This window comes from Rhizobium sp. KNZ2-6A (genome assembly GCF_056755475.1).
Window position 1 is genome coordinate 12,726 of the sequence record NZ_JBNDIC010000046.1, and the last position, 23,756, is coordinate 36,481.

A 23,756-nucleotide genomic window follows, 5' to 3' on the forward strand; every position below is an offset into this window, starting at 1 on the left:
CGTTGATCCTGTGTACCGTCGATATGGTTAACAAGTGGTTAACGCGGGCTTCCATTCGGGCCCGAACCGCCCCACAAAACGGCGATGCTCGCGAGCGCCGAAGGCTCGTTGGAACTGGGGTCGTAGACGCATGGAGCGGCGAAAATCGCAGCTCCAGCAAGGAGAAGAATGACAGCCTTCATGTGATCCTCCAGGCGCAAGGCAGACGTTGCCTTGCTTGATATCCGATGCGATAAAAATTAACGATTCTGCACGCCGCATCCTCCGGAGCGGCGCGCAATACCCACGCTTGAGCGATTCTCAGGCGAGCTTCAGCTCGACATTGATGTTGCCGCGAGTCGCCTTCGAATAGGGGCAGGTCTGGTGCGCTTCTTCGACCAGCGTGCGTGCCAGCTCAGGCTCGATGCCGGGCATGCTGATGGTCAGGCGTGCCTGCAGGAAATAGGCGCCTTCCGTGGTGCCGAGATCCACTTCGGCATCGACGGCGAGATCGGCCGGCAGCTTGATCTTGCGCTTGCCCGCAGCTAGGCCCATGGCTCCGATGAAGCAAGCCGACCAGCCGGCAGCGAAGAGCTGCTCGGGATTGGTGCCGGCATGCGCGCTGCCGGGAGGCGAAAGCTTGATATCAAGCTGGTGGTCATCGCTGCGCGCAAAACCGTCGCGGCCGCCGATGGTGTGCGTTCTGCCGGTGTAGAGAACCTTGTCGATCTTGGTCATGGAACACTCCTTTGTTGCGTCGCCCGGCTTGTTATGTCGTCTGGGGCGACGTCTGCTGACGGAGTGGTTTTGATGGATCGACGTATCCGCCGTGTTTCCGGAATCGCCGGAAGTGTCACAGAACGTAGGCTCCAACAGACTGGATACAATTGCTTACAAAGAGCCTGGAAATCGTCGCAAGAACCGTCAGGAAATAACGACTTCGGCTGCCAGGCCGCCGCCCTCGCGGTTATAGAGCCTGACGGAGCCGCCGAGCGTCTGGGCAAGTTGCTGGGCAATCGCAAGCCCAAGTCCCGTGCCGCCGGTGTTGCGGTTACGCGACTGCTCCAGCCGGAAGAAGGGCTGCATGGCCGCCTCGATCTGATCCTCCGGAATGCCGGGACCGCGATCCAGAACCGTGATCGCAACCTGCCCCGTATCCCGACGGTCCACGGCGATTTCCGCCGCGCCTGCAAACTTTAGGGCATTGTCGATGAAGTTTGTGAGAATGCGGCGAAGGGCATGCGGCTTCGTTGCCGCCGTTCCGTAAACGAGGCCGAGAATTTCGACGGACTTGCCCGTGTCCTGATAGTCGTAGCAGATGCTTTCGATGAAGGAGGCAAGATCGATGCGCGCGCTCTTCTCGCCATTGCCATGAGCGCTGCGCGCATAGGCGATCCCGTCCTGCACCAGACGCTCGATCTCGCCGAGATCCTGCAGCAGCTTGGTCTTCTCGGGCGAATCATCGGCAATGTCGGCGCGCAGCCGCATGCGCGTGATCGGTGTTTGCAGGTCGTGCGAGATGGCTGCGAGAATCTGCACGCGCTCCTCGAGATAATGCGCGATCCGATCGCGCATGGCGTTGAAGGCCTTGGCGGCATGGGCCACTTCGCTTGGCCCCCGATCGCTCAATGCCTGGCTCTTCTTGTTGGGATCCAGCGCATCGGCCGCGGCGGCAAACTCGGCGAGCGGACGGATAGCCTGGCGAACGGCGAACCAGGTGCAAAAGACGATCAGCAGCATCTGGACGATGAAGACATAAGGAAGCCATGCCGCGATCGGCATGACGCCCTTCGGCGTGACGTCGATCGTCAGCGGACTGCCATCGCTCAAATTGAGATGCGCCTGCAGACGCATGACCGGACCCGGTATCGATTCCATGCGGATGGGAAAACGATGACCGACCGCCTCTTCTATCTTGGCGGCGATCTCCGCGCCATGCGCGGAGGTATCGGGCACACCGGGCAGACCGTTGCCCAGTTCGAAATTATAATTGCCGCGGCTGAGCCAATCGACGAAATTCGCCCTCTCGTCCGCCGGCAGGCGATCGAGCACGGCGATCGAGGTCGCGACGTCGCTCTCCAGCGTGCCGAGCATAACAGCCTTTGCCGACATGTAACGCTCGATGTAGAGCACGCTGAAGGACAGGCCGTAGGCAATCGCCAGGCCGGCGAGCAGGATCAGAAAAATGCGCGAACGCAAGGTGCTGGGCCACCATGGCCGGCGACCTGACAGGTCCGCCATGGTCATGGGCGAAGCTCCGTTATTTCCACCGGAACGGAGAAGACATAGCCTTCGCTGCGGACCGTCTTGATGTAGGCCGGTTCGCGCGCATCGTCTCCCAGCCGCTGGCGAAGACGGCTGACAAGCAGGTCTATGGACCGATCGAAGAGATCGGCGTCGCGGCCCTGCGTCAGGTTCAGCAGCTGATCGCGATTGAGCACTCGCTGCGGATGGTCGATGAAGACGCGCAGCAGGCGATATTCGGCGCCGCTGAGCGTGATCTCCGTTCCATCCCGGTCGAGCAGATGACGCCCGACCGTATCCAGCCGCCAATCGCCGAAGACCAGCATCTGGCCGGCTTCGCTGATCTGCAGGTTGGGCGGCAGCATGCGGGTGCGGCGCAGAACCGCCTTGATGCGGGCAAGAAGTTCGCGGGCGGCAAAAGGCTTTGCCAGATAATCGTCCGCGCCCATCTCCAGCCCGAGAATGCGGTCCATTTCGTCGCTGCGCGCCGTCAGCATCAGGATGGGCGTCGCCTTGTGCTTTCCGGCGCGAAGCTCGCGACACAGCACCAGGCCATCGTCGCCCGGCATCATCACGTCGAGCACGATCAGATCGACCGAATTGGCCTCGAGAAAGCTGCGCATCTGGCGGCCGTCGGCGGCCGTCGTCGCCCTCAAGCCGTTCTTCTTCAGATAGCTGGACACCAGCTCGCGGATTTCCCGATCGTCATCCACGATCAGGATATGGTCGACATGCTCCATTTTGATTTCCCGCTCAACATCGTAAGCACCAACCTACGAATAGTCATCCTTCGTCGCGCCAACGGCAACGGGCGCCGGCCTATGCCGGCGCCCACTCGCACACTACCGCCGAACTAGAAACGATCAACATCTATCACAGCCTGGGCGAAGGCTTGCGGTGCTTCCTGGGGAAGATTGTGGCCGATGCCGCCGGTGATGGTGCGATGTTCATATTTGCCCGAGAACTTGCCGCGATAGGCCGAAGGCTCCGGGTGAGGCGCGCCGTTGGCATCGCCCTCCATGGTGATCGTCGGGATCGAAATCACCGGCCCCGCGGCAAGCTTCTTTTCGACCGCATCGAACTTCGCCTCGCCCTTGGCAAGATCCAGCCGCCAGCGGTAGTTGTTGATGACGATATCGACATGATCCGGATTATCGAAAGCGGCGGCCGAGCGGTCAAAGGTGGCGTCGTCGAAAGCCCATTGCGGCGAGGCGGTGTGCCAGATCAGCTTTGCGAAATCGTGGCGGTTTTCCTGATAGCCGAGGCGGCCGCGCTCGGTGGCGAAATAGAACTGATACCACCAGGCAAGCTCGGCCTTCGGCGGCAGCGGCTTGCGGTTGACCTCCTGGCTGCCGATAAGATAGCCGCTGACCGACACCAGCGCCTTGCAACGCTCGGGCCAAAGCGCGGCCATGATGTCGGCGGTGCGGCCGCCCCAGTCATAACCGGCAACGACAACCTTTTCGATTTTCAGCGCGTCGAGAAGCGCGATCATATCGGCGGCAATGGCTGCCTGCTGGCCGTTGCGCGGGGTCTTCTTCGATAGGAAGCGGGTGGTTCCATAGCCGCGAAGATAGGGAATGATGACCCGGTAGCCGGCACCGGCCAATAGCGGCGCGACATCGACGAAGCTGTAGATGTCATAGGGCCAGCCGTGCAGCAGCAGCACGACCGGGCCATTGGCCGGGCCGGCTTCGGCGTAACCGACGTTGAGCACGCCCGCATCGATCTGCTTCAGCGCGTCGAAAGAGGTGTGGCTCCCGGCCTTGACCGCCGGCAGGGTCGAAGCGGAAGTCTTTTCCTCAGCGCCGGCGATCGCGGGCAGGCCGAATTCGGCGGCTGCGACGGCGATGGCGGCAACACCAAAGAAGCGGCGGCGATTGTGATTGATTTCCTCAGACATCTGTCTCTCCTGTCGATTGGATCGTGAGGTTGAGAAAGCCAGCCGCATGTATCGCCGATGTGTCGCCAGTCGCGTGGTTTTGAATGACTATGTAGCTTCCGAAGGCGCAGATACAGTCTGATACAATCCACCCCCTTTGTCGGGCAATGTCTGGAAGCCTCTGAAGCGCCGTTAAAAATCGCGCCGGCCTCCTGCAATTTGTATCGCATTGTATCGAAGCCGAAGACATCGACGTTTCGGTACATTCTCCCATCTGGCCAGACACATTCGAGATACGTCGCCAACGGCAGATGGCGTCACTGCCGGGCGCGGCGCGTCGCCGTCCGCAGCCGGTTGATTGCTTCTAAAGGAACAAGACGATGACGCTTCTTATCATAGCCTATCTCGGCGGTGCGCTGACGATCTTAAGTCCGTGCATCCTGCCCATTCTCCCCTTCGTCTTTGCCCGTGCCGGTCAGCCCTTCGTCAAGAGCACGCTGCCCATGCTGGCAGGCATGGCGCTCACCTTTGCGCTTGTTGCAACGCTGGCTGCGGTCGGCGGCGCATGGGCGATCCGCGCCAATGAATATGGCCGCCTGGCAGCCATCGTCCTGCTCGGCCTCTTCGGCCTGAGCCTGATCTCGCCACGCATCGCGAGCGCCCTGTCCCGGCCCGCCGTCGATCTCGGCAACAATCTCCTGAACGCGGCGGGCAACGGTCGCGCGACATCGAGCGTCAGAAGCTCCTTCCTACTCGGCATTGCAACCGGCCTGCTCTGGGCGCCCTGCGCCGGCCCGATCCTCGGGCTCATCCTGACGGGCGCCGCGTTGAAGGGCGCCAATCTGCAGACCACATTCCTGCTGCTTGCCTATGCCGAGGGTGCTGCAACCTCGCTTGCCGTTGCACTCTTTGCCGGCGGCAGGATCTTTGCCCGCATGAAACAGTCGCTCGGCGTCAGCGAACGCATCCGCCAGCTCGCGGGCGCTGCCGTCCTCGCCGGCGTGGCGGCCATCGCCCTTGGTCTCGACACCGGCCTGCTTGCCCGTCTTTCCTACGCAAGCACCGGCTCCTTCGAGCAAGCCCTTCTGGAGAAGCTGCAGAGCAAGAGTGCGAGCCCGGGGACCGAAGTTGCCAGCAACAATGCAATGAAGATTGCCAGCGACGCGACGCATCCCTTCCATAGCAACCTGCCCATCGAAGGCCCCGCCCCTTCGCTCGACGGCGCCGTCACCTGGCTGAACTCTCAGCCGTTGACGTCAACCGAGCTTCGCGGCAAGGTCGTGATCGTCGATTTCTGGACCTATTCCTGCATCAACTGCATCCGCACCATTCCCTATGTTCGTGCCTGGGCGGAAAAATACAAAGACCAGGGCCTCGTCGTCATCGGCGTCCATTCTCCCGAATTCGCCTTCGAGAAGAATGTCGATAACGTCAAGAAGGCGATCGCCGACTTCAAGATCGGCTATCCGGTCGCGATCGATAACGACTACCGCATCTGGCGCGCCTTCGAGAACAACTACTGGCCTGCCCTTTACCTGATCGATGCCAAGGGACAGATCCGCTACCAGCACTTCGGCGAAGGCAACTATCGACAGACCGAACAGGCGATCCAGGACCTTCTGCGCGAGGCGGGCAGCGACATGGCCCAAAGCGGTCCAGTCGTTCCGGAAGCAAAGGGTGCGGAAGCAAGCCCCGACCTCAGCCATATCCGCTCGGGTGAGACCTATGTCGGCTACAAGCAGGCAACGGGCTTCATTTCTCCCGAAGGTCTGAAGGCCGATACGGCGGCCGACTATTCGATTGCCAATCCCGGCCTCAACCAATGGGGTCTGGAAGGCACTTGGACCGTCGGCCCGGAAGAGGCCTCCCTCGACAAGGCAGGCGGCGGCATCACTTACCGCTTCAGCGCCCGCGACCTGCATCTCGTCCTCGGGCCGGCGGCCGACGGAAAACCGATCCGCTTCCAGGTGACCGTGGACGGAAAGGCGCCCGGCGCCGACCACGGCTCCGATATCGACGCCGACGGCAATGGCACCGTGACGGAAACCAAGCTCTACCAGCTCGTCCGTCAATCCGGTGACGTCACCGCGCACAACTTCGAGATCCGTTTCCTCGACCCCGGAGTCCAGGCCTACGCCTTCACCTTCGGCTGAAATTCCCCTCCCACCCAAGCATGAACCTCAACTGACAGGAGTCACATCATGAGCATCCGTTTTCTCTCCATCGTCGCTCTCGGGCTTGCCGCAAGCACGTTTGCCTTTGCGGCGCAGGCAGCCGAGATCAAGAACATCGTCATCGTCCACGGCGCCCTTGCAGATGGTTCGGGATGGCGCAAGACCGCCGAAATCCTTGAAAAGGACGGCTTTAAGGTCACTGTGGTGCAGGAGCCGATCACCTCGCTGGCCGACGATGTCGCTGCCACCAACCGCGTGCTCGACCTTCAGACCGGGCCGAGCCTGCTCGTCGGCCACAGCTATGGTGGCATGGTGATCACCGAGGCGGGCAATCGACCGGATGTCGCAGGCCTCGTCTATGTCGCCGCGTTCCAGCCGGACAAGGGCGAAAGCCTGATCAGCCTCGCAAGCTCCAAGCCCGCCGGCGGCATGAACATCCGCGAAACCAAGGACGGCCAATATCTCTATCTCGATCCTGCGGCCTTCGCAGCCGACTTCGCGGCCGACCTGCCGAAGGACGAGGCCGATTTCATGGCGAAATCTCAGGTCTTCGCGGCCAAGGCCGCCTTTACCGCCAAGATCAGTGATCCGGCCTGGCGGGCGAAAAAGAGCTGGGCCGTCGTTGCAACCAACGACCGCTCCATCAATCCCGAGCTCGAGCGCGACATGGCAAAGCGCGCCGGCAGCGACGTCACCGAAATCAAGGCAAGCCACGCCGTCTTCGCCTCGCAGCCGGAAAAGGTTGCCGCCGTAATCGAGAAGGCGGCCAAGGACGCTGGAAAGTAATTAAGCCAGCGGCGGCTTCATGAACGGGGCCGCCGCCGATATCGGAGGATCTTGAAGGATCGTCCGGGCTCTCGGTCGGCATTCAGGTTCTCGTTAGAATCACGCCCTATCCTTGGAACGCTTCAAATCCGAGGAGATCCGATGCCTGCCAGATCTGCCTATTCCGTTCCGCAACGCATTCTTCACTGGCTCATGGCCGTGCTCATCCTCTTCAATCTCCTGTTTCCTGACGGGATGAACGCGTGGCGACGTCTGGTCCGCAACGGCCAGGCGCCGTCGTCAGCCGACATCGCCAGCGCCAATATCCACGCCTATGCCGGCATTGCCATCCTGCTGTTGGCCATCATACGCCTTGCGGTCAGGTTTTCCTCCGACGTCCCCGCCACGCCGGATGGCCAGCCCGCCTTCCTGCGCTACCTTGCAACGCTGACACATGTCCTGCTCTACGTGCTGATCTTTGCGATGCCGCTATCGGGAATGGCAGCCTACTATCTGGGGATCGATACGGCGGCCTTCGTCCATGGCGGCCCGATCAAATCCCTGCTCTGGATCGTCGTCGTCCTTCACATCCTCGGCGCACTCGTCCAGCACTTCTATTTCAGATCGGACGTGCTGCGGCGAATGACGATCGGCTAAATTGCGGCGAGACCGGCGGCTATGCCCGCAAGCCGCCAAAGTGCTTCTCAAAGGAAAACAGGGCGGTCGGCAATGCGCTTCCGCCGTCGAGCGCCAAATCCGCAAGGATTTCGCCGACCACGCTTGCAAATTTGAAGCCATGGCCGGAGCAGGCCGAAGACACGACGATATCAGGCTGTCCCGGCAAGGTGTCGATGAGAAAATCCTCGCTCGGGAGCATGGTATAGCGGCAGGTCGTTGCCCGCACCCGAAACGACGCCGCTTCCGGCAGGCGCTTGCGGGCGAAACTATCGAGCAGACCGGTATCGGTGTCATTGACCGGCGGATTGGGCATCGTGGGGTCGATCGGCTCACGGAAATGCGCGTGGCGGCCGATTTTCACGCCATCGACACCGATCGCCGGGAAGCCGAAATAGGAACCTTCGGCGCCTTCGTCGCGCAGGAAGCAGGGCATGCGCTGCGGTTCGGCAACAAAGCCGTCCTTCGGCTGATACCAGGCAACCACCTGCCGGATCGGCTGCGCATGCGCCCTCAGCTGCGGCACGAGCTCCGCGATCCATGCGCCGGTCGCGACGATCACCTTGCGGGCGCGATATTGCCCCGTCGAGGAAACGACCGTTACGCCCGTATCGTCGGGCTCGATGGAAACGACGCGTTCGCCGAAATGCAGGACCGCACCGTCCTCCGCCGCAAGCCTCAGATAGCCCATGATCGCAGCTTCCGGCCTGATATAGCCGCCCTGCGGATCGAGCAGCCCGACCTCGCCCTCTTCCAGCGTAAAAGCCGGGAAGCGTCGCTTCATGGCATCCCGGTCGAGTATCTCATGCGGCAATCCGTGCATGTCGCAGGAAGCGCGCGTGCCGCTGACGATCTTGCTGTCGGGCGCGCCGATCTGCAGGACGCCGGTGACCGTCAGGATCTCGGCGCGCAGCCTTGCCTCCAGCGAGCGCCAGTTTTCATAGGCTCGTTTCAGCAAGGGAACATAGGAGGGGTCCTCGAAGTAGCCAAGGCGGATCAGCCGGCTGTCGCCATGCGAGGAGCTAAGGGCATGAGCGGGGAAATGCACCTCGATCCCGATCGCCTTTGCGCCGCGAGCGGCGGCGAAGGACAATGCAGCACTTCCCATCGCGCCGAGCCCGATGACAGCAACGTCAAATTCCGCAGACATATTATGCTCCAGCTTCACTTTCGGCCGGCGGCGCGACTTGAGCGATCATGTCGCGTAAACTCTCCATGTCGACATTCAGCGGACGATCGTCGCCATAGAGAGGAACCCGCGAACGGACCGCGGTGTAGAGGCGATCCGTTCCCGGCGCTCGCGTCCCTTGCGAGACAAGAAAGTCATGGGCCTGCGCCGCCGCCATCAGCTCGATCGCCAGGATATATTCGGCATTGTCGAGGATCGCGAGCAGCTTGTTGGCAGCCGCTGTCGGATGGGCGAGAAAATCCTCCTGAAGGCCCGAGGTCAGGCCGCCATCGAGCGATGCGGGAGCGGCTAGGCGCCGGTTGTCGTTGCTCAGCGCCGCAGCAGTGTATTGCGCGATCATGAGGCCGGAATGGCTGCCGGCGTCGGTCGCCAGGAACGGCGGCAAGCCGCTGACCAGCGGATTGACCAGGCGATCCGTCCGCCGCTCGCTCATGGCTGATACTTGGGCGATGGCGATCGCCAAACTATCGGCCGCCTGACCAAGGGCCGGCGCTACTGCATGGGCTTCGGAGGAGACGATCGGGTGTTCAGGGGTACCCGAGACGGCCGGGTTATCCGTCACCGAGGCTAGCTCCTGATCGACGATGCGAGCCGTCTGTTCGAAGACATCCCAGGCCGCGCCATGGGCGTGCGGGACCGACCTCAGGCTCAACGCATCCTGCGTCCGACGGCCAAGGGCCGCAGCGACAAGGCCGCTGCCCTGCAGGCGGCTGCGCAATCGGCGCCCGACCTTAGCGATACCGGTCGACGGGCGGAGCGCCAGCACCTTCTCGTCGAAAGCGGCAATCTGGCAGCCCACGGCTTCCAGCGTCAGGGCCGCAATGGCGTCGGCCCAATCGAGCAGGCGTTCGGCGCGGGCGACGGCAAGCGCCGACAATCCGGTGGCGCAGGCCGTACCGTTGACGAGGCTCAAGCCTTCCTTGGCGCCGAGCACCAATGGGCTCAAGCCGATCGCCGCAAGCGCCTCGGCACCCGGCATGGACTTGCCCTTCACGACCGCCCTGCCCTCGCCGATCAGGACGAGGGCGGTGTGGGCATTGTGCGTGAGATAACCGGCTGACCCTTTGGACGGGACTTCCGGAATGCAGTCACGTTCGAGAAACGCAGTCAGATACCGGATGATTTCGGGGCGTACGCCGGAATGGCCGTGGGCGAAATTGGCGATCTGCGCCGCGATGATGGAGCGCACCTCGCGCGCCGGCAGAAGCGGGCCGACGCCGCAGGCATGGCTCAAGATGATGTTGCGTGACAGCCGGCTCTGGGAATCGCGGTCAACCACCGTATCGGACAGGGCGCCGACACCGGTATTGATGCCGTAGGCGCGCACGCCCGTTTCGACGATCCGCTCGACGATACGGCTTGCCTCGGCAACGCGGTCCCACGCCGCCTCGGAGAGGGAGAGCGGTTCTCCGGCACCGACGCGCGCGACCTCACGCCAGGAAATCGGCCTGTCGATGGTGATGGTCATTGCCCGGTTCCGAAATGACCGATGAACTGGCGGAAGGCCGGCGATGCGCCGCCGCCGAACATCTCGTCCGGTGTGCCGCTGCTTTCGACCAACCCTTCCTTCATGAAGACGACGCGGTTGGAGACGTTGCGGGCGAAGCTCATCTCGTGGGTGACAACAAGCATCGTCGTGCCCTCTTCGGCAAGCGAGCGCATGACGCGCAGCACTTCGCCGACGAGTTCGGGATCGAGCGCCGAGGTCGGCTCATCGAACAGCATCAGCTTCGGCTTCATGGCAAGCGCGCGGGCAATCGCCGCACGCTGCTGCTGGCCGCCGGAGAGATGGGCGGGATAGGCATGACGCTTGTCGGCAATGCCGACTTTCTCCAAAAGGATTTCGGCCTCGGCGATGCACTCGGCGCGCGAGCGCTTCAACACATGGACCGGCCCCTCGATGATATTCTGCAGGATCGTCATGTGGGACCAGAGATTGAAGCTCTGGAACACCATGCCGAGTTCGGAACGGATATGATCGACCTGCTTGTGGCTCGCCGGATAGCTTTTGCCATTCTTGTGGATCATGCGGATCTGCTCGCCATCCACCCAGATCTCTCCATCCGTGGCGATCTCGAGGAGGTTGATACAGCGAAGGAAGGTCGATTTGCCCGAGCCGGAAGCACCGAGCAGCGAAATCACATCGCCATCCTGGGCATCGAGCGATATGCCGCGCAAGACCTCATGTGTACCGAAGCTCTTGCGGATGTTGCGGACGGATAGTCGAGTGACACCTGGCATGATTTGCCTGCTCCAGTAAGCTTTACGCCTTCAGCGCCGGCGGAATGGCGCGGCGATGGCGGGACAAGGAATATTCCAGCAGGGCCATGGCCTGCAGAATGACGAAATTCAGCACGAGGTAGATGATCGCGGCGCAGATGAAGACTTCCATCGTGCGATAGGTCTGCGAGATCAGCCGCTGGGCAACGCCCGTGACTTCCCAGACCGTGACCAGGCTCGCAAGCGCCGTCGACTTCATCATCAGCACGATCTCGGTCGAATAGGCCGGCAGCGCGTGCCTAAAGGCGATCGGCGCGATGATGCGGCGAACGAGCAGCAAGCCGGACATGCCGATCGAACGCGCCGCCTCGATTTCCTTCGGCGAAACGGCACGGATGCCGCCACGGAAGATCTCGGCCGAATAGCCGGCGGTGCAGAGCGCCAGCGACAGGATGGCGCAAACGACAGGTTCGCGCAGGAACGGCCAGAGGAACGAATAGCGAATGATGGAGAATTGCGCCAATCCATAGAAGATCAGGAACATCTGGATCAGCAGCGGCGAGCCGCGAAATACGAAAATATAGCCCTTGGCGAAACCCGACAGGATCGGATTGCCGCTGACGCGCATGGCGACGATGACGAGAGCGAGGAGGCCGCCGCAGAGGATCGACAGCGAGAACAGCAGCAGCGTCATCGGCACTGCCTTCAGCAGGGTGACCGTCGTGCTCGAAAGAAAATCGATATCCATGTCTCCCCCTCAAGCCTGGCCGATCGTCGCAGCAGGCATGCTGCGATTGGCGCGTCGTTCCGCCCTGTTGAAGATGCGATCCGACAGGCTGGTCAGGATCAGGTAAAGCAGGCCGCCAGCGATGAAGAAGAGGAAATACTGGCGGGTTGAGCCGGCAGCCACCTGGCTGGTGCGCATCAACTCGGCAAGGCCGGTCACCGAGATCAGCGCGGAATCCTTCAGGCTGAGCTGCCAGACATTGCCGAGGCCAGGAATGGCGAAGCGCAGAACCTGCGGTATGATGATGCGCCGCAGGCGCAGGCCGCGATGCATGCCGATCGCTGACGCCGCCTCAAGCTCCCCCTTGGAGATGGCAAGATAGGCGCCACGGAAAACTTCCGCCTGATAGGCGCCGGAAATGATGCCGACGGCAAGCGCGCCCGCGGCAAAGGACGGCAGGCCGAGAAAGCCTTCATAGCCAAGCCATTTGCCGATCGAGGTCATCGCCGACGAGCCGCCGAAATAGATCAGGTAGATGATCAGGAGTTCCGGAACGCCACGAAAGACAGTGGTATAGATGTTACCGAGCGTCTTCAGCGCGAGACTTCCGGAGAGCTTGGCGAAAGCGACGATCGCGCCCAGCACGGCTCCAATGGCCAGGGCTGTCGCCGTGACGGCGAGCGTCATCAAGGCGGCGACGAGCAGCAGCGCGCCCCAGCCGTTCGGGCCGAAGCCCAGCAATTGCAAGGTTGCCATAGATCCAATCCCTGTCCGTGGCAGTTTCAGGCGTCAGCATATCATACGGTCTCCGGCCGCAAAGCCGGGGACCGGTGATAACGGCCCGAAGGCCGCACTCGTCATTGCGGGCTGACGTCTACCTTGAACCACTTCATCGACAGGGTCTTGATCGTGCCGTCGGCAAGCGCCGACTTGATCGCCTCGTTGAACTTGTCGCGCAGATCGGTATCGGCCTTGCGGATACCGAGGCCTTCGCCTTCGCCCCAGATGGAGCCGGCGATTTCCGGGCCGGTGAAGGCGAGCGAGTCATTGGCGCTGGCAAAGGCGTTCGCGAAGTAGACGGCGTCATCGAAGCCGAGATCGATACGGCCGTTCTGCAGGTCGAGATCGCGGTCGGCGCCGGTCTTGTATTCGCGGATCGTGGCGATCGAGCCGAAATTGTCATAGACGAATTTGGCATAGACGGTCGCGGCCTGGATGCCGATGGTCTTGCCCTTGAAGGCTTCCTTCAGGACGTCGATTTCCTTGACGCCGGTCTGGCCGGGGGTCATCTTGATCGTGGCGCCGGTGCCGGCGGCATTGGCAAGCGGGCTATCCTTGGCGGTCGCAAAGGCGGCGGGCGTCGCGGCATAAGGAATGGTGAAGCCGATGACCTGCTTGCGCTCGTCGGTGATCGACAGCGCATCCATGATCACGTCGAACTTGCCGGCGTTCAGCGCCGGGATCATGCCGTCCCAATCGGAGGCAACCAGCTTGCAGTCGATCTTGGCGCGTTCGCACAGAACCTTGGCAAGTTCCGGCTCGAAGCCGCCAAGCGTGCCGTCGGCATTGGTCATGTTCCATGGGGCGTAGGCACCTTCCAGGGTGATCGTCGCCGTCTTCCAGTCCTTGGCGGCAGCAGGGACCGCGAACGCGGCGGCGGCCACGACGCCTGACAAGAGAATTGCACTGAATTTCATCGTGTAGAGCTCCTCTGAGGTTGAAAACAGGCCTTTCAGCACTTCCTACCGATCTTCGCCGGCTTGCCCGCTTTCCCAATTAAATTTTAGGATTGATTGCGAGGTTGTATAGGGTACCATATGAGATAATTTATGATATGCAAGTGGGAAAGTTGTTTTCGAGGCAGATTCACTCGGTGCAAAGGGAATAGGCAATGAAGCGCTCCGGCGAGATGAAACGCGAACTGGCGGAAAACGACGCCGCGCCTCTCTATGCCGGCGTCAAGCAGATGATACTCGATCGCATCCACAGCGGCGAGTGGCCACCCAAATATCGCGTCCCCTCCGAGAACGAACTCGTTACCGAACTCGGCGTCAGCAAGATGACGGCCAATCGGGCGCTGCGCGAACTCGCCAACGAGGGTGAGCTGGTGCGCATCCAAGGCGTTGGCTCCTTCGTCGCCGAACGCAAAGGCGCATCCGCCCTGTTCGAGGTGCGCAACATCGCCGACGAGATCGCCGAACGCGGCCATTCCCACCAGGCAACGGTGATCGTGTTGGCCCGGGAAACCGCCTCGCCCGACGTTGCCGATGCGCTGGAACTCGACATCGGCTCGCCGGTCTTTCACTCTCTGATCGTGCATAGCGAAAACGGGGTGCCGGTCCAGATCGAGGACCGGCATGTCCATCCGGAGGCGGCCCCCGACTACCTGCAGCAGGACTTCAGCGGCATGACGCCAAACGCCTATCTTTCCGCGGTCGCGCCCTTGAGCGGCTCGGAACATGTGGTCGAAGCGGTCATGCCGCAAGCCTGGGAATGCAAGCTCCTGACCATCCTGAAAACCGAGCCCTGCCTGACGATCCGCCGGCGCACATGGTCGACGCGCGGCGTCGTTTCCACGGCGCGGCTGGTTTATCCGGGAAATCGCTACCGGCTGGAAAGCCAAAGCAGCAGGTCTTCGGATCGCTAGGTTGTATATGGAGGATGCCTCCTCCGCATAGCGCGGCCTCGACGACATCGGCCATCTTCAAAGACTGCTGAGCAGCAGGCTGGTTTCGCTGTTGGCAACGCCATCGATCATCCGCACTTCGCGCAATACCCGGTCGAAGTCCGAAAGGCTGGTCGCGCGGATATTCGCCACCAGGTCCCAATTTCCGTTGGTCGTGTGCAGCGAGTAGATCTCGGGCAGACCACGCAGCTTGCGGATAACCTGGGTCGTCGATTTCCCGACGACTTCGATCATCATGACGGCATGGACGGTCTGCTCCTCATAATCTTCGCGCACCCGCACGGTGAAACCGAGAAGCGTGCCGGTCTCGATCAGCCGGTCCAACCGGTTCTGCACGGTCCCGCGCGCCACGCCCAGGGCATCCGACAGCTTGGAGAGCGAAGCGCGGCCATCGGCGCGCAAATGCGCTATGATGCGTCGATCAAGATCGTCCGGAATATATTTGGCGAGCGCCATCGCGTAATCCCGTTCTGCGTTTTCGGTCAAAAATACTAGGCAATTTGCACAAAGCCATACCAGAGCTGACACAGTTTTGCGATTTCAGTCAATCGATCCGCTTGTTACCCTATGGGAAATCTTTGCATTGAGGACATGACGATGCCCGCACCGCTCCCTTCGGAAAAAGCCTTCATTCCCTTCGTCAGCGTCGAGAATATGATGCGGCTCGTCCATCATGTCGGCATTGAAACCATGCTGATCGAACTCACCGACGCCATCGAGGCGGACTTCCGTCGCTGGGACCTTTTCGACAAGACGCCCCGCGTCGCCTCCCATTCGCATGACGGCGTCATCGAGCTGATGCCGACCTCCGACGGAGCGGTCTACAGCTTCAAATATGTGAACGGCCATCCGAAGAACATGGCTCAGGGACTGCAGACCGTCACCGCCTTCGGCCTGCTGGCGGAGGTCTCGACCGGCTACCCGGTGCTGCTGACCGAAATGACGCTGCTGACGGCGCTGCGCACGGCTGCGACTTCGGCGATGGCGGCCCGCCATCTGGCACCGGCCAATTCGCGCCGCCTCGCCCTGATCGGCAATGGCGCGCAGGCGGAATTCCAGGCGCTGGCGATGAAGGCGGTTCTCGGCATCGAGGAAGTCCGCCTCTACGACATCGATCCGAAGGCGACGGAAAAGACCGTGCGCAACCTCACCGGAACGGGCCTACGGCTGGTGCCATGCACCTCGGCCCAGGCCGCCATCGAAGGCGCCGACATCATCACCACCTGCACGGCCGACAAGCAGTTCGCGACCATTTTGACCGATAACATGGTCGGCGCCGGCGTGCACATCAACGCCATCGGCGGCGACTGCCCCGGCAAGACCGAGCTTCACCGCGACATCCTGCTGCGCGCCGACACCTTCGTCGAATATCCGCCGCAGACCCGCATCGAAGGCGAGATCCAGCAGATGGATCCGGACTATCCGATCACCGAACTCTGGCAGGTCGTCGCCGGCCGGGCACAGGGCCGCAGCAGCGAGCGGCAGATCACACTGTTCGACAGCGTCGGCTTCGCGATCGAGGATTTCTCCGCCCTGCGCTATGTGCGCGAGAAGCTGGCAGGCACGGACTACTTCCAGAAGCTCGACATCATTGCCGACCCGGACGACCCGCGCGACCTGTTCGGCATGCTGCAGCGGGCGGGGTGAAAAAATCGATGGCGATCGCATTCGCGACCGCCATCGAATTCATCCATTCATTGCGGATGCTTTCAGCCCCTGCCGCCCGACGCGACCAGTTTCGGTTCCTCTACCTTGCCGCTCAGCGAGAAGGCGAGCAGCGCCGATAGCAACATCAGCGCCCCGACGATGAACATCGGCAGTTGGTAAAGGCCGGTCGCATCCTTGACGACACCGGTGATATAGGGCGCGGCAAAGCCGGCAATATTGCCGATCGTGTTGATCAGGGCGATGCCGGCCGCAGCCGCCGGTCCCGTCAGGAAGCGGGATGGAATGGCCCAGAAGTTCGGCAGGGCGGAAAAAATCGCGCACGCCGTCAGCGTGATCATGACGATCGTTGCTTCGGGCGAGCCCATATAGAGCGCAGCCGGAATGCTGAGAGCGCCGATCAGGGCCGGAATGCCGATATGCCACGGCCGCACGCCGCGCCTGGATGCATCGCGGCTCCAGAAGAACAGGGCAACGGCTGCCGGCAGATAGGGAACGGCCGTGATCAAGCCCTTGTCGAAAACGTCGAACTTGGTACCGAATTTCGTTTCGAAACCGGCAATGATGGTCGGCAGGAAGAAGGCCAGCGCATAGAGGCCGTAGATCAGGCCGAAATAGATCACCGACAGCAGCCACACACGGCCATCCGTCAAGGCCAGGCCGGTCATCTTGCCATGAGCGGCCGTCTTTGCCTTCTCCTCACGGGCAAGTTCCCGGTTCAGCCAATCCTTCTCCGTCTGCGTCAGCCACTTGGCATCATCAGGTCGATCCGCCAGATAGAACCATGCAACGATGCCGATGACGATGGCGGGGACGGCAACGCCGAAGAACATGACGCGCCAGCCTTCCAAGCCGAAGAGGCCGTGCATCTGTATGAGCATCGCCGCAAAGGGTGCACCGATGACCGTTGTCAGCGGCTGGGCGAGATAGAACAATGCCAGGATCTTGTTGCGATGCTTGGCGGGCACCCACATGCTCAAAAACAGGATCGCGCCCGGAAAGAAGCCGGCTTCGGCAACCCCGAGGAGGAAACGCAGCACGTAGAGTTCCGTCGCGCTCGATACCCAGGTGAACAGCAGCGCCACGATGCCCCAGCTCACCATGATGCGAGCGAGCCAGCGACGGGCGCCATATTTGTGAAGCGCCAGATTGCTCGGAATCTCCAGCACGATATAGCCGAAGAAGAAGATGCCCGCCGCGAAGCCGAACTGCGCCGCCGTCAGCGCCAGATCGGTCGTCATGCCATTCGGCCCCGCAAAGGAGATCGCGGTACGGTCAAGGAAGTTGATGAAGAACATCAAGGCGATGAACGGCACCAGCCGCTTCGACACCTTGGCGATGGCCGAACGCTCGACCTGTGACATTTCCCGATTAGCAGGCTGCAATAGAAATCCTCCCCCAGTTCTGAAACCCTCGCGACGCAGCGCTCCGCTTGCGTCGCTGACAGAACGGAAACTCCGACTTCCCTTCCAATCCCTGCCTTCGGCCGCATGCGCCCTCGAATGACCCTGATCTCTAGCGGTATGGACAAGCCGCAAGCAAACGATTTAATCTCCCCGTCATGTGAGGAAAAATCACATCATATTATCGCAGGACTGGAAAATGAGCGGCCCTCTTCCATCGTTGAATGCCTTGAAGGCTTTCGAAGCGACCGCGCGGCACAGGTCGATGACGCTTGCCGCCGACGAGCTTTGCGTCACGCATGGCGCGATCAGCCGGCACGTTCGCGGTCTCGAACAGACATTGGGCGTCATTCTCGTCAACCGCCGGGCGCACTCCACCGAGCCGACGCCCGAGGGGCTGCGGCTGGCCGAGGGGCTGGCGAGCGCCTTCGGCCTAATGCAGGCGAGTGTCGAGCGTGTTCGTCCCGGCCCGCTGACGCTTTCCTGCTCCTCATCCATCATGATGGGATGGATCATCCCCCGCATCGGCCAATTCCACGAGCGCCATCCGCACATCGCCCTGCAATTCAACATGAACTACGATCAGGTCGATTTCGTCCGGGACAAGATCAGCCTCGCGATCCGCTCGAGCGTCATCGAACCGCCGAAGGATGCGATCATCCGCGAGCTTGGCGGCGAGGCGATCGGCCCCGTCTGCTCGCCGGAATATCTGAGCCGCTTGGGCATTCTTAGCCCAGGCGACATGGAGAATGCGGCACTCCTCTCTACACGCACGCGCCCGCAGGCCTGGAGCGACTGGCAGGCGATCGCCGGCGAGAGGGATCTGCCGCTCACGTCCCAGTCCGCATTCGACCATTTCTACCTGCTGATCCAGGCCGCCGCCTGCGGCCTCGGCATTGCTGTTGTTCCGCAGATGCTGGTGCTCGATCAGCTCGCCTCGGGGCGGCTGGTGGCACCGTTCGGTTTTCTGCCTGGACCCAGGCGCATGGTGCTCTGGATCGCCCCGCATATTGCAGGCAGGCCGGACGCATTGGCGCTCGAGCGGTGGCTGACGGCCGAAATGCATGCAAGGCCGGACACCTGACGGCACCGATCGGGACCGGTTTGAAAGACGTTGAAATCAGCGGAATTTTCTCTCTGCGCGTCGCAATCGGGAATGTGCTATGAATTCTTGCGAACATGAGCAAACGGGACAAGCCTTGCAAACCCAGCCGTCGTTCGAGAGGGGATCCGTCCTGAACATCGTGGCAAGTCACACCGGTGAAATGGCAGCGCTTATCTCTGACCTGGATTGGGGAGCGACCAGTCTCGGTCCTCCATCGGCATGGCCCTCTTGCCTCACAGTCGCGGTCGATATCATGCTGGCGGCACGGGCCGAGATCGTCATGTTCTGGGGCGAGGACTTCGTCGCCCTCTACAATGACGCCTATGCCGCCACGATAGGCGACAAGCATCCGCAGGCCCTGGGACGTCCCGCGCGGGAAAACTGGGCAGAACTTTGGAACGATCTGGAGCCGCTTCTGCGCTCCGTCCTGCAGGAAGGCAATACGGTCGTCGCCAAGGACCGGCCGTTCTACATCGAGCGCCACGGCTATCCCGAAACGGTCTATTTCGACATTTCCTATTCGCCCGTTCGCGATGCGAACGGCAAGGTGCTGGGCGTTTTCTGCATCGTCAACGAGACGACGGAACGCGTTCGCTCCGAACAGATATTGCGGGAAAGCGAGGAACGAATCCGTGCCGTCATTTCCCAATCCGCGACGGGAATGGCCCAATGCGAGCTCGACGGCCGCTTCGTTCAGGTGAATGGGCGCTTCTGCGAGATCGTCGGCTATTCCGAGACCGAGCTTCTCGGCATGCGGATGGACGACATCACCTATCCGGACGATCTGCACGAGAACACACGCCTGTTGGAGAAGATGATGGCGACCGGCGAAAACTTCGAGATCGAAAAGCGCTACGTCCGCAAGGATGGCAGCCTCATATGGGTTGCAAACTCCGTTTCCGGCCTGCGGGACGGTTCGGGACGCATCCAGCGGATCGCCGGCGTCATCACCGATATCACCGAACGCAAACGGGTACAGCAGGTGGAGCGGCGACTGGCGGCCATCATCGCCTCTTCGGACGACGCGATCCTCAGCATCGATCTCAACATGGTGATCACAAGCTGGAATACCGGTGCGGAAAGGCTTTACGGCCACTCCGCCGAAGAGGCGGTCGGCGAGTCGGTCACGATGCTCCTCCCGGACGACCGAAGCGAGGAGGAACCGACGATCCTCGCCCAGATCCATGCTGGTCAGAAGGTCGAGCCCTATGAAACCAAGCGGCGCTGCAAGAACGGCGAACTTGTCGACGTCCTGCTCAGCGTCTCCCCGATCTATGACGCCTATGGTAGGATCGTGGGGGCCTCGAAGACCGCCCACGACATCAGTGCGAAGAAGGAAGCTGAGCGCCTGCAGACGGTGCTGGTCGGCGAACTCAATCATCGCGTCAAGAACGTGCTTGCAACCGTCATGGCCATATCACGCCAGACATTGGGGCGCGACGAAGTCGACAAGGCGGCCGTCGAGACATTCGAGGCGCGGCTGGCTTCGATGGCGCGCGCGCATGACCTGCTGATCCACGGCAAATGGGAGGAAGCGGACCTCGTGGCAGTCATAGGCCAGGCACTGTCGCTCTATCCCAAGGAGAGGTTCGAAATTTCCGGTCCGGCGATCAAACTGGCGCCGCGAACCATTGTCTCCATATCGCTTGCGATCCACGAGCTTGCGACGAATGCCGCCAAATACGGCGCGCTGTCGGTGCCTGATGGCCGGGTGGCCATCCGCTGGTCTCTGGAACCCGGCAGGACCGATCGGCTGAGCCTGCGCTGGCAAGAAGCGGGAGGACCGACGGTCAAACCACCCACGCGCAAGGGGTTTGGCTCCCGGTTGATCGAAAGCCTGCTGGCGGCCGAGCTGAACGGTCAGGTCAATATCAGCTACGAGCCGAGCGGCGTGATCTGCGAGGTACATGCCGCGACAGGCATCGGCTGGGATCAGTCCTGAGAAAGAACTGCCTGAAACAAGGTATGCGCGGAGTAGGCAGCTTGTTCAGCGCGGATTTTTCGGCCGCGTCGCAAGCACATTGCGGATCGAGAAGCTCGAATGGATTCGCAGCACTCCCGGCATGGTCGACAGGATATCCTTATGGATACGTTCGAAGTCGCCGGGATTGGCGACTTCGACACGCAGCAGATAGTCGGAGTCGCCCGTCATCAAAAAGCATTCCTTGATCTCGGGATGTTTACGCACCGCCGCCTCGAAGCGATCGAGATGCTCTTCCGTCTGCCGCTCAAGCGTGATGTTGATGATGACGGCGATCGATGCCTCTGCCTGCGACGTGTCCACCAGCGCCGTATAACCGCGGATTACCCCGGCCTGCTCCATCAATTTGATGCGCCGCAGGCAGGCCGATGGCGATAGTCCAACTTCGCTTGCCAGCCTCGCATTGCTGACACGGGCATCAAGTCGAAGCAGGCGGAGAATATTGCGGTCGATGGCGTCGAGAGCGGCCATGTGGAATCTTTCAAAAATTCGCAGATCATTTCAATATCTTTGGAATTACACAATAATCAATCACTGTTTGGCGAGCAATTTCACGATCCTTTCAATAATCTGCCTTTGAAGAAGCGAGGGCGGATATGGACGGCGGTATTGTGGATTCTCGGACGCCAAAGTTGGCGATGGATAGTGGAGCATGTGGCTATCTGACGATCGATCCGGCCGCTCTATGCCGGAATTACGACAAGTTATCCGCCATCGTTGCGCCGGCAAAAACAGCTGCCGTCGTCAAGGCTGATTCCTATGGGCTCGGTGCCAATCAAGTCTCGAAAGCGCTCTACGAGCGCGGGTGCCGGCATTTCTTCGTCGCCCATTTCATCGAGGCACTGCGACTGCGGCCGCAACTCGCTGGCGATGCGACGATTTTTGTACTGAACGGCCTATTGCCCGGCAATGAGGCTACCTGCGCCGATGGCGGCATCGTGCCTGTCATCAATTCGCTCGATCAGTTGCAGCAATGGTCGCAGACTGCACGCTCTCTTCAGCGCAGGCTCCCTGCGGTTTTGCAATTCGATACCGGCATGTCGCGCCTTGGCATTCCGCCGGAAGACAGAAGTGCCGTCGCTGCTCATCTGCAGACATCCGACGACATCGAGATCCTGTTCATCATGAGCCATCTTGCCTCCGCAGATGAGGCCGACAGCGAACAAAACGCCGATCAGCTGGCGGAAATGCGCCGCGTCGCAGCGGAGTTTCCCAGCTACGATATTTCTTTCGCGAATTCTGGCGGCATCTTTCTCGGCGGCGATTTTCACGGCGTGCTGGCGCGGCCGGGCATTGCCCTTTACGGCGGTGCACCGACGAGCGGTGTCGCCAATCCGATGGAAGCCGTCGTCCGGCTCGATGTCGCCGTGGTGCAGACCCGAACGGTTCCGGAAGGCGTGCGTGTCGGCTATGGCGGCGTGCACGTGACGAAGACCCGGACCCGGCTTGCGACGATCGCCGCCGGCTATGCCGACGGCCTGCCGCGCAGCCTCAGCGACCGTGGCGCGGTTTATTATAACGGCGTGCGTCTGCCGATCGTCGGCCGCGTGTCGATGGACAGCGCGACAATCGATATCAGCGCTCTGCCCGAAGACGCGCTCTCTTTCGGAAGCATGGTGGAGGTTCTCGGAGATCACCAGAGCCTGGAGGATCTTGCGCGGGATGCCGGCTTGATTTCCTATGAGATCCTGACCAGTCTCGGCCACCGCTTCCACCGTCAATACCGCTGACCTTCCCATCTCTCAAGTCTCTGAGGACATCATGAAAGTCGTCGTTCTGGGTGCCGGCATCATCGGCGTGACGTCAGCCTACCAGCTTGCCAAGGCGGGCCACGAAGTCACGGTCATCGACCGGCAGCAGGGACCGGCGCTGGAGACGAGTTTTGCCAATGCCGGCGAGGTCTCCTTCGGCTACTGCTCGCCCTGGGCGGCACCCGGCATTCCCATGAAGGCGATCAAGTGGCTTTTCATGCACCACGCGCCGCTCATCCTGCGCCCGAAGGTCGATGGCGCCATGCTTTCATGGCTCGTCAAGATGCTGTCCAACTGCACGTCGGAACGCTACGCAATCAACAAGAGCCGGATGCTGCGGCTTGCCGATTACAGCCGCATTTCCCTCGCTGAGCTTCGTGAAGAGACCGGTATTGCCTATGACGAACGCATGCAGGGCACGCTGCAGCTTTTCCGCACGCAAGCGCAGCTCGACGCATCGGCCAAGGACGTCAAGGCTCTGGCAGCCGACGGCATCCCCTATGAAGTGCTTGATCCCGACGGCTGCGTCGGCGTCGAACCGGCGCTCCGGCATGTCCGCGGCAAGATCGTCGGCGGCTTGCTGACGCCGAAGGACGAGACCGGCGATTGCTTTAAATTCACCAATGCGCTTGCGGCGAAGGCGATCGAGCTCGGCGTGAAGTTCCGATATGGCACGACGATCAAGGGGCTCGATGTCGAAGGCAGCCAAGTACGTGGCGTGATGACGAATCTTGGACGCGTGGATGCCGATGCGATCGTTGTCGCGCTCGGCAGCTATTCGCCGCTTTTGCTGAAGCCGCTCGGCATCAGCCTCTCCGTCTATCCGGTTAAGGGCTACTCGCTGACGATCCCGATTACCGATGCGTCACGCGCGCCGGAATCGACTGTGATGGACGAGACCTACAAGATCGCCATCACCCGGCTTGGCGATCGCATCCGCGTCGGCGGCATGGCGGAGATTTCCGGCTATACCAATGATCTCGGGCTTGCCCGGCGCCAGACGCTCGAGCACTCCGTCACCGATCTCTTCCCCGGCGGCGATGTTGCCAAGGCTTCCTTCTGGTCAGGCCTGCGGCCGATGACGCCGGACGGCACGCCGGTCATCGGGCCGACGAAGATCAAGGGCCTTTACCTCAATACCGGCCACGGCACGCTTGGATGGACGATGAGCTCCGGCTCGGCGCGCGTCATCAGCGATCTCGTCAGTGGCCGCAAGCCTGATATCGACGCAACCGACCTCGCGATCAGCCGCTACGCCTGACCAGCAGGATTCGGCATATAGGCGCTTGAAAAAGCGGCGGGCTCTTCGT

At 61.5% G+C, this 23,756-nt stretch carries 22 protein-coding genes; 9 read left to right on the forward strand and 13 right to left on the reverse strand.

Annotated features, from left to right (window positions below; all coding sequences use genetic code 11):
* Positions 1–300 precede the first annotated feature (300 nt).
* From ACPYOP_RS25560 to ACPYOP_RS25575, 4 genes are all read right to left on the reverse strand, one after another.
* The gene (locus ACPYOP_RS25560; RefSeq protein ID WP_481413068.1) at positions 301–717 is read right to left on the reverse strand and encodes an organic hydroperoxide resistance protein; all 417 of its coding nucleotides are present in this window, start codon (positions 715–717) and stop codon (positions 301–303) included.
* Between the two features lie 186 nt (positions 718–903).
* A complete protein-coding gene (locus tag ACPYOP_RS25565) occupies positions 904–2,226 on the reverse strand; it encodes a sensor histidine kinase (protein ID WP_481413069.1) in 1,323 nt (440 codons plus the stop codon).
* Entirely contained in the window at positions 2,223–2,963 is a 741-nt protein-coding gene (locus tag ACPYOP_RS25570) for a response regulator (protein ID WP_481413070.1), read from the reverse strand. Before ACPYOP_RS25570 ends, ACPYOP_RS25565 begins: the two co-directional genes overlap by 4 nt.
* A 113-nt stretch (positions 2,964–3,076) precedes the next feature.
* Positions 3,077–4,126: an alpha/beta fold hydrolase gene (locus tag ACPYOP_RS25575; RefSeq protein ID WP_481413071.1), complete on the reverse strand. Its 1,050-nt coding sequence runs from the start codon at positions 4,124–4,126 to the stop codon at positions 3,077–3,079.
* A 359-nt stretch (positions 4,127–4,485) separates the two neighbouring features.
* Here ACPYOP_RS25575 and ACPYOP_RS25580 point away from each other — a divergent pair, with 359 nt between their 5' ends.
* The 3 genes from ACPYOP_RS25580 to ACPYOP_RS25590 all read left to right on the forward strand — a co-directional run bounded on the left by ACPYOP_RS25580 (position 4,486) and on the right by ACPYOP_RS25590 (position 7,701).
* On the forward strand, positions 4,486–6,258 hold the full coding sequence (locus ACPYOP_RS25580) for a cytochrome c biogenesis protein DipZ (protein ID WP_481413072.1): 1,773 nt from the start codon (positions 4,486–4,488) through the stop codon (positions 6,256–6,258).
* A gap of 48 nt (positions 6,259–6,306) precedes the next feature.
* Positions 6,307–7,065, forward strand: coding sequence for an alpha/beta fold hydrolase (locus ACPYOP_RS25585; protein WP_481413073.1), 759 nt, complete (start codon positions 6,307–6,309; stop codon positions 7,063–7,065).
* A 141-nt stretch (positions 7,066–7,206) separates the two neighbouring features.
* The gene (locus tag ACPYOP_RS25590; RefSeq protein WP_481413074.1) at positions 7,207–7,701 is read left to right on the forward strand and encodes a cytochrome b; all 495 of its coding nucleotides are present in this window, start codon (positions 7,207–7,209) and stop codon (positions 7,699–7,701) included.
* Between the two features lie 19 nt (positions 7,702–7,720).
* Here ACPYOP_RS25590 and solA read toward each other — a convergent pair whose 3' ends face one another.
* The 6 genes from solA to ACPYOP_RS25620 form a co-directional block, all read right to left on the reverse strand.
* Positions 7,721–8,869 carry an N-methyl-L-tryptophan oxidase gene (gene solA / locus ACPYOP_RS25595; RefSeq protein ID WP_481413075.1) on the reverse strand — a complete coding sequence of 383 codons (1,149 nt, stop codon included), beginning with the start codon at positions 8,867–8,869 and terminating at the stop codon, positions 7,721–7,723.
* A gap of 1 nt (position 8,870) precedes the next feature.
* Positions 8,871–10,376 (reverse strand): HAL/PAL/TAL family ammonia-lyase, encoded by a 1,506-nt coding sequence (locus ACPYOP_RS25600; protein ID WP_481413076.1) that lies wholly within the window; start codon positions 10,374–10,376, stop codon positions 8,871–8,873.
* Complete coding sequence (locus ACPYOP_RS25605; protein ID WP_481413077.1) at positions 10,373–11,149, reverse strand: ABC transporter ATP-binding protein; 777 nt, start codon at positions 11,147–11,149, stop codon at positions 10,373–10,375. Before ACPYOP_RS25605 ends, ACPYOP_RS25600 begins: the two co-directional genes overlap by 4 nt.
* A 22-nt stretch (positions 11,150–11,171) precedes the next feature.
* Positions 11,172–11,876, reverse strand: coding sequence for an ABC transporter permease (locus ACPYOP_RS25610; protein WP_481413078.1), 705 nt, complete (start codon positions 11,874–11,876; stop codon positions 11,172–11,174).
* A gap of 9 nt (positions 11,877–11,885) precedes the next feature.
* On the reverse strand, positions 11,886–12,611 hold the full coding sequence (locus ACPYOP_RS25615; RefSeq protein WP_481413079.1) for an ABC transporter permease: 726 nt from the start codon (positions 12,609–12,611) through the stop codon (positions 11,886–11,888).
* Between the two features lie 101 nt (positions 12,612–12,712).
* The gene (locus ACPYOP_RS25620) at positions 12,713–13,552 is read right to left on the reverse strand and encodes a transporter substrate-binding domain-containing protein (protein WP_481413080.1); all 840 of its coding nucleotides are present in this window, start codon (positions 13,550–13,552) and stop codon (positions 12,713–12,715) included.
* Positions 13,553–13,746: 194 nt separating this feature from the next.
* On the opposite strand from ACPYOP_RS25620, the gene hutC reads away from it, so the two are divergent.
* The gene (gene hutC / locus ACPYOP_RS25625; protein WP_481413081.1) at positions 13,747–14,502 is read left to right on the forward strand and encodes a histidine utilization repressor; all 756 of its coding nucleotides are present in this window, start codon (positions 13,747–13,749) and stop codon (positions 14,500–14,502) included.
* Positions 14,503–14,559: 57 nt separating this feature from the next.
* Here hutC and ACPYOP_RS25630 read toward each other — a convergent pair whose 3' ends face one another.
* Positions 14,560–14,997 (reverse strand): Lrp/AsnC family transcriptional regulator, encoded by a 438-nt coding sequence (locus tag ACPYOP_RS25630; protein WP_149635275.1) that lies wholly within the window; start codon positions 14,995–14,997, stop codon positions 14,560–14,562.
* A 141-nt stretch (positions 14,998–15,138) separates the two neighbouring features.
* On the opposite strand from ACPYOP_RS25630, the gene ACPYOP_RS25635 reads away from it, so the two are divergent.
* Complete coding sequence (locus ACPYOP_RS25635) at positions 15,139–16,188, forward strand: ornithine cyclodeaminase (protein ID WP_481413082.1); 1,050 nt, start codon at positions 15,139–15,141, stop codon at positions 16,186–16,188.
* 62 nt (positions 16,189–16,250) lie between these two features.
* Here the strand turns inward: ACPYOP_RS25635 and ACPYOP_RS25640 are convergent, their stop codons facing one another.
* Positions 16,251–17,570, reverse strand: a complete 1,320-nt coding sequence (locus ACPYOP_RS25640; RefSeq protein WP_481413109.1) for an MFS transporter — start codon at positions 17,568–17,570, stop codon at positions 16,251–16,253.
* 238 nt (positions 17,571–17,808) lie between these two features.
* Here ACPYOP_RS25640 and ACPYOP_RS25645 point away from each other — a divergent pair, with 238 nt between their 5' ends.
* Together ACPYOP_RS25645 and ACPYOP_RS25650 are read left to right on the forward strand one after the other, a co-directional pair.
* Positions 17,809–18,693 carry a LysR substrate-binding domain-containing protein gene (locus ACPYOP_RS25645; RefSeq protein ID WP_481413083.1) on the forward strand — a complete coding sequence of 295 codons (885 nt, stop codon included), beginning with the start codon at positions 17,809–17,811 and terminating at the stop codon, positions 18,691–18,693.
* A 181-nt stretch (positions 18,694–18,874) separates the two neighbouring features.
* Complete coding sequence (locus tag ACPYOP_RS25650) at positions 18,875–20,656, forward strand: PAS domain S-box protein (RefSeq protein WP_481413110.1); 1,782 nt, start codon at positions 18,875–18,877, stop codon at positions 20,654–20,656.
* Positions 20,657–20,701: 45 nt separating this feature from the next.
* Here ACPYOP_RS25650 and ACPYOP_RS25655 read toward each other — a convergent pair whose 3' ends face one another.
* Positions 20,702–21,166 (reverse strand): Lrp/AsnC family transcriptional regulator, encoded by a 465-nt coding sequence (locus ACPYOP_RS25655; protein ID WP_481413084.1) that lies wholly within the window; start codon positions 21,164–21,166, stop codon positions 20,702–20,704.
* Positions 21,167–21,291: 125 nt separating this feature from the next.
* Here ACPYOP_RS25655 and alr point away from each other — a divergent pair, with 125 nt between their 5' ends.
* Entirely contained in the window at positions 21,292–22,425 is a 1,134-nt protein-coding gene (alr, locus tag ACPYOP_RS25660) for an alanine racemase (protein WP_481413085.1), read from the forward strand.
* Positions 22,426–22,456: 31 nt separating this feature from the next.
* Entirely contained in the window at positions 22,457–23,707 is a 1,251-nt protein-coding gene (locus ACPYOP_RS25665; protein WP_481413086.1) for a D-amino acid dehydrogenase, read from the forward strand.
* Positions 23,708–23,756 lie beyond the last annotated feature (49 nt).

Coding starts and splice junctions, on each gene's coding strand:
- ACPYOP_RS25560 (WP_481413068.1), bottom strand. CDS start 717: ATGACCAAGATCGACAAGGTTCTCTACACCGGCAGAACGCACACCATC.
- ACPYOP_RS25565 (WP_481413069.1), bottom strand. CDS start 2,226: ATGACCATGGCGGACCTGTCAGGTCGCCGGCCATGGTGGCCCAGCACC.
- ACPYOP_RS25570 (WP_481413070.1), bottom strand. CDS start 2,963: ATGGAGCATGTCGACCATATCCTGATCGTGGATGACGATCGGGAAATC.
- ACPYOP_RS25575 (WP_481413071.1), bottom strand. CDS start 4,126: ATGTCTGAGGAAATCAATCACAATCGCCGCCGCTTCTTTGGTGTTGCC.
- ACPYOP_RS25580 (WP_481413072.1), top strand. CDS start 4,486: ATGACGCTTCTTATCATAGCCTATCTCGGCGGTGCGCTGACGATCTTA.
- ACPYOP_RS25585 (WP_481413073.1), top strand. CDS start 6,307: ATGAGCATCCGTTTTCTCTCCATCGTCGCTCTCGGGCTTGCCGCAAGC.
- ACPYOP_RS25590 (WP_481413074.1), top strand. CDS start 7,207: ATGCCTGCCAGATCTGCCTATTCCGTTCCGCAACGCATTCTTCACTGG.
- solA (WP_481413075.1), bottom strand. CDS start 8,869: ATGTCTGCGGAATTTGACGTTGCTGTCATCGGGCTCGGCGCGATGGGA.
- ACPYOP_RS25600 (WP_481413076.1), bottom strand. CDS start 10,376: ATGACCATCACCATCGACAGGCCGATTTCCTGGCGTGAGGTCGCGCGC.
- ACPYOP_RS25605 (WP_481413077.1), bottom strand. CDS start 11,149: ATGCCAGGTGTCACTCGACTATCCGTCCGCAACATCCGCAAGAGCTTC.
- ACPYOP_RS25610 (WP_481413078.1), bottom strand. CDS start 11,876: ATGGATATCGATTTTCTTTCGAGCACGACGGTCACCCTGCTGAAGGCA.
- ACPYOP_RS25615 (WP_481413079.1), bottom strand. CDS start 12,611: ATGGCAACCTTGCAATTGCTGGGCTTCGGCCCGAACGGCTGGGGCGCG.
- ACPYOP_RS25620 (WP_481413080.1), bottom strand. CDS start 13,552: ATGAAATTCAGTGCAATTCTCTTGTCAGGCGTCGTGGCCGCCGCCGCG.
- hutC (WP_481413081.1), top strand. CDS start 13,747: ATGAAGCGCTCCGGCGAGATGAAACGCGAACTGGCGGAAAACGACGCC.
- ACPYOP_RS25630 (WP_149635275.1), bottom strand. CDS start 14,997: ATGGCGCTCGCCAAATATATTCCGGACGATCTTGATCGACGCATCATA.
- ACPYOP_RS25635 (WP_481413082.1), top strand. CDS start 15,139: ATGCCCGCACCGCTCCCTTCGGAAAAAGCCTTCATTCCCTTCGTCAGC.
- ACPYOP_RS25640 (WP_481413109.1), bottom strand. CDS start 17,570: ATGTCACAGGTCGAGCGTTCGGCCATCGCCAAGGTGTCGAAGCGGCTG.
- ACPYOP_RS25645 (WP_481413083.1), top strand. CDS start 17,809: ATGAGCGGCCCTCTTCCATCGTTGAATGCCTTGAAGGCTTTCGAAGCG.
- ACPYOP_RS25650 (WP_481413110.1), top strand. CDS start 18,875: ATGGCAGCGCTTATCTCTGACCTGGATTGGGGAGCGACCAGTCTCGGT.
- ACPYOP_RS25655 (WP_481413084.1), bottom strand. CDS start 21,166: ATGGCCGCTCTCGACGCCATCGACCGCAATATTCTCCGCCTGCTTCGA.
- alr (WP_481413085.1), top strand. CDS start 21,292: ATGGACGGCGGTATTGTGGATTCTCGGACGCCAAAGTTGGCGATGGAT.
- ACPYOP_RS25665 (WP_481413086.1), top strand. CDS start 22,457: ATGAAAGTCGTCGTTCTGGGTGCCGGCATCATCGGCGTGACGTCAGCC.